The sequence below is a fragment of the Flavobacterium sp. genome (genome assembly GCF_039916025.1).
Classification (GTDB): domain Bacteria; phylum Bacteroidota; class Bacteroidia; order Flavobacteriales; family Flavobacteriaceae; genus Flavobacterium.
Genome location: NZ_JBDSMB010000017.1, coordinates 1 through 3,747 on the forward strand (window position 1 = coordinate 1; position 3,747 = coordinate 3,747).

6 protein-coding genes are annotated in these 3,747 nt (G+C 34.8%); 4 read left to right on the forward strand and 2 right to left on the reverse strand.

Features of this window, described 5'->3' with window-relative positions:
• On the forward strand, window positions 1-152 hold a 152-nt coding region (locus tag ABIQ27_RS00965), incomplete at its 5' end, for a DUF4295 domain-containing protein (RefSeq protein WP_348031203.1).
• 95 nt (window positions 153-247) lie between these two features.
• Window positions 248-1,201 carry a signal recognition particle-docking protein FtsY gene (gene ftsY / locus ABIQ27_RS00970; RefSeq protein WP_348031195.1) on the forward strand — a complete coding sequence of 318 codons (954 nt, stop codon included), beginning with the start codon at window positions 248-250 and terminating at the stop codon, window positions 1,199-1,201.
• 183 nt (window positions 1,202-1,384) lie between these two features.
• Here the strand turns inward: ftsY and ABIQ27_RS00975 are convergent, their stop codons facing one another.
• Entirely contained in the window at window positions 1,385-2,470 is a 1,086-nt protein-coding gene (locus tag ABIQ27_RS00975; protein WP_348031205.1) for a serine hydrolase, read from the reverse strand.
• Between the two features lie 172 nt (window positions 2,471-2,642).
• Here ABIQ27_RS00975 and ABIQ27_RS00980 point away from each other — a divergent pair, with 172 nt between their 5' ends.
• Window positions 2,643-3,077, forward strand: coding sequence for a hypothetical protein (locus tag ABIQ27_RS00980; RefSeq protein ID WP_348031197.1), 435 nt, complete (start codon window positions 2,643-2,645; stop codon window positions 3,075-3,077).
• Window positions 3,077-3,373, forward strand: a complete 297-nt coding sequence (locus tag ABIQ27_RS00985; RefSeq protein ID WP_348031199.1) for a DUF721 domain-containing protein — start codon at window positions 3,077-3,079, stop codon at window positions 3,371-3,373. The genes ABIQ27_RS00980 and ABIQ27_RS00985 overlap by 1 nt, the downstream gene beginning before the upstream one ends.
• Here the strand turns inward: ABIQ27_RS00985 and ABIQ27_RS00990 are convergent.
• Window positions 3,370-3,747 (reverse strand): DUF4268 domain-containing protein (locus ABIQ27_RS00990; protein WP_348031201.1); only part of this gene is annotated, 378 nt, incomplete at its 5' end. The genes ABIQ27_RS00985 and ABIQ27_RS00990 overlap by 4 nt on opposite strands.

Here is a 3,747-nt window from a genome sequence, read left to right on the forward strand (position 1 = left end):
TGGCAAAGAAAACCGTAGCAACGCTTCAAACAGCTTCTAAAAGATTATCAAAAGCTATCAAAATGGTAAAATCTCCAAAAACAGGAGCTTACACATTTGTTGAAAGCATCATGTCACCAGAAGAAGTGGATAGTTTCCTTAAAAAGAAATAATTCCAAAAAAAATATTATATCAAAGCTACTTTCATTCGGAAGTAGCTTTTTTATTTTTATATTTGCCCCAATTCCTGCACTTTCAATAAATAAAAATGAGTTTTTTCAAAAGAATATTTTCCTCCGAAAAGAAAGAAACACTAGACAAAGGTTTAGAACAAACTAAGACCACTTTTTTTTCCAAACTAACCAAAGCCGTTGCCGGAAAATCAAAAGTTGATGATGAGGTTTTGGATAATCTTGAGGAAGTTTTAGTTTCTTCAGATGTTGGTGTAAATACTACACTAAAAATCATAAAGCGAATCGAAGAGCGTGTTTCCAACGATAAATATATGGGAACTGATGAATTGAATCAAATCCTTCGTGAAGAAATCGCCGGACTTTTATCAGAAACCAAATCAGGAGAAGAAACAGACTTTACAATTCCAGCTAACAAAAAGCCATACGTAATTATGGTTGTTGGCGTTAACGGTGTTGGAAAAACTACGACTATTGGAAAGTTGGCTTATCAATTAAAAAAATCTGGTTATAGCGTTGTTCTTGGTGCTGCCGATACGTTTCGTGCTGCCGCGATTGACCAATTGCAAATTTGGGCTGATAGAGTAGGTGTCCCGATTGTAAAACAACAAATGGGAAGTGATCCTGCTTCGGTTGCTTTTGATACGTTACAAAGTGCGGTTACGCAAAATGCCGATGTTGTAATCATAGATACTGCTGGTCGTTTGCACAATAAAGTCAATTTGATGAATGAGTTAACCAAAGTAAAAAGAGTAATGCAAAAAGTGGTCGAAGATGCGCCACACGATGTGTTATTAGTTTTGGATGGTTCAACCGGACAAAACGCTTTTGAACAGGCTACTCAATTTACAGCTGCTACTGAAGTTTCATGTCTTGCGGTTACTAAACTTGACGGAACAGCCAAAGGCGGCGTTGTGATTGGAATTTCAGACCAGTTTCAAATTCCGGTAAAATATATTGGAGTAGGTGAAGGCATTGAAGATTTGCAGGTTTTTAATAAATTTGAATTCGTAGATTCGTTTTTTAAATAAAAAATTATGAGTAAAGTTTTATCTTTTTTTAGGGAATCATCCTCGTTAAAATTAATAATTGTCTGTATTGGAATAGCGGTATTGTCTTATTTCATACAAAAACCATTGCCAAGTATCTTCCTTGGTTTACGATTGTTTGCTTTTGTATTATTTGTCTACGCAGTTATCAGATTTAGAAAGTAGTTACTGATACAAAGCACTAATTTTTGTCCAAAGCGTTTCGTCAAAATCAGATAACGCTAAGTTTTCAGCATCAGCGGCATCACCCATTCTGATGACTACCATTTTTTTACCCGGAATTACATAAATCTTCTGATCATTTTTGCCCAATGCCATAAACATATCGTTTGGTGCAGTTGGAATGATACTTCCCGGAAATTGTGTCTGAACCTGTGGCATATGATAACTTGCTTTTCCATTCAGCCACCATAAATAACCATAAGCAAGATTAATATTTTGTGAAGTTGTTGTCGCTTGATTAAAATAGGCTTCGTTAACGATTTGTGTTGTATTCCATTTTCCTTTGTTCAAAGCCATCAGTCCAAAACGCGCCATGCTTCTTGTAGTGCTCCAATAAACAACATTATTTCCAGACGGAATCCAAGTTCCGGTCATGCCTAATTTATCTCTCAAAGCCGTATTGAAATAAGAACTCCAGGTTTGTCCTGAAGCTGAAGCGACAACATCCTGCAATTTTACATACACATTGCTGTAAGCCCAACGAGTTCCGGCATCAGCTTTATAATTCAGACTTGATGGCGTCACATCATCGCTATAAACGCCGCCAACATAATCATCAATTCCGGAAGTCATAGTCAGTAAATGTCTGTTGGTTATTAAATTTTCCTGTGCTAAAGTTTCGCTTGTCCAACCAGTTCCTATATAATCAGAAACTTTATCGTTGATGTTCAAGAACCCATCTTGCTGTGCAATTCCGGTCATGGTCGAGGTCAATGTTTTTCCGGCGCTTGCCCAATACCATGGAGTTGTAGCAGCAAGCCCGTTGAAATAATTTTCCATCACAATTCTTCCGTTCACCAAAATGATAAAAGATTTGGAATGCTTCAATTCTAAATAATCCAACAAAGGCTGCACTGCACTTTGATTCCAGCTTAAATCTGAAATAGATTTCGTTGTCCAGGTTGTACTTCCATCATTAGGTGGAAAATACATTTGTTCTTCAACAACAGGATTTGAAGACGAATCTGAACTACAATTTGAAAGGAAAACTAAAAGAAAAGGAAGTAGGTATATTTTTTTACTCACCATGTTAAATAATGTTTTGAATTGGTGTTCGTGAATCTTCGATTTCATTTTGGAAAGATTTGTCTTTGGACTTTAAAGATATAAAATAGTTTAATGTTGATAATATTAATTTTCATTGCTATGACTTTGTAAATTTTAAAATTAAATTTGTCATTCATCAATTAGAACTCAATCAATGAAAAAAATAGGTTTGTTACTTTTTGCTTTGCTGCTGATATCGTGTCATTCTAATGTAAAAAAGGAAAACCTCGCTAAGCTCAATGGTTATTGGGAAATCAGGCAGGTTAAGTTCTCAACCGGTAAAACCAAAGATTATAAAATCAATGAAACTATCGATTATTTTGAACTTCAACAAGCTCAGTCTGACAATCAAATAATTGGCTTTCGTCAAAAAGTAATGCCGCAGTTTGATGGGAAATTCCAAACCAATGGCATCAAGGAAAACATTAAAGTAGTAGAAAAAAACAACTCTTATTTCATAGAATACAGTACCAAATTCGGCAAATGGGATGAAGAAATTCTAACCATTGAAGACTCAACTTTAGTATTGAAAAACAAAGAAAAAATAGAATACACCTATAAAAAATTTAAACCATTCTCATTAAAATAATGGCAAGACGAGTAAGCAACGAAGGTTCTATTGGCGATGTTTTAAAACAGTTTATTGAAAAAAATAAACTCCAGGGTGGCATGGACAAAATCGATGTGGAAGAAGCCTGGAAATCGCTAATGGGAAATGGTGTCAACAGTTATACTAAAGAAGTCGTTTTAAAAGGAACGACACTTTATGTTTCGCTGACTTCGGCAGTGTTGCGTGAAGAATTGAGTTATGGTAAACAGAAGATTATCAAAATGATAAACGAAGAACTTGGTAAAGAAGTTATCAAAGATGTAATATTGCGTTAAGTATTGATTTCTAAATCTTTGATATAATCTTCGTGCTCCAAATAAAAGAGTTCAAACTGCGTCATGGTATCACTAAAAAACTTGAAAATTTCTCCCCATGTATTTTTATTATTTAGGCTAACGCCTAATTTTTCCACCCAAATCCTGCTGATAACTTTACCGTTTTCCAGATAAAAATTCCGCTCCAAAATTGCTTCGGGAAGATAGTCTTCGAGCAAAATTGTCTTTAAAGATTCAATTTTTTCATAATAAATCTTGCGCTTTTCTTCTTCTTTTGGCTCAATATCCAGCATAACCTGAGCTTTTTTATTATCGATATAAAACTTAAAAGTAACATCTTTTATCTTGGTGTCATACAGTATCCATTTTCTTGG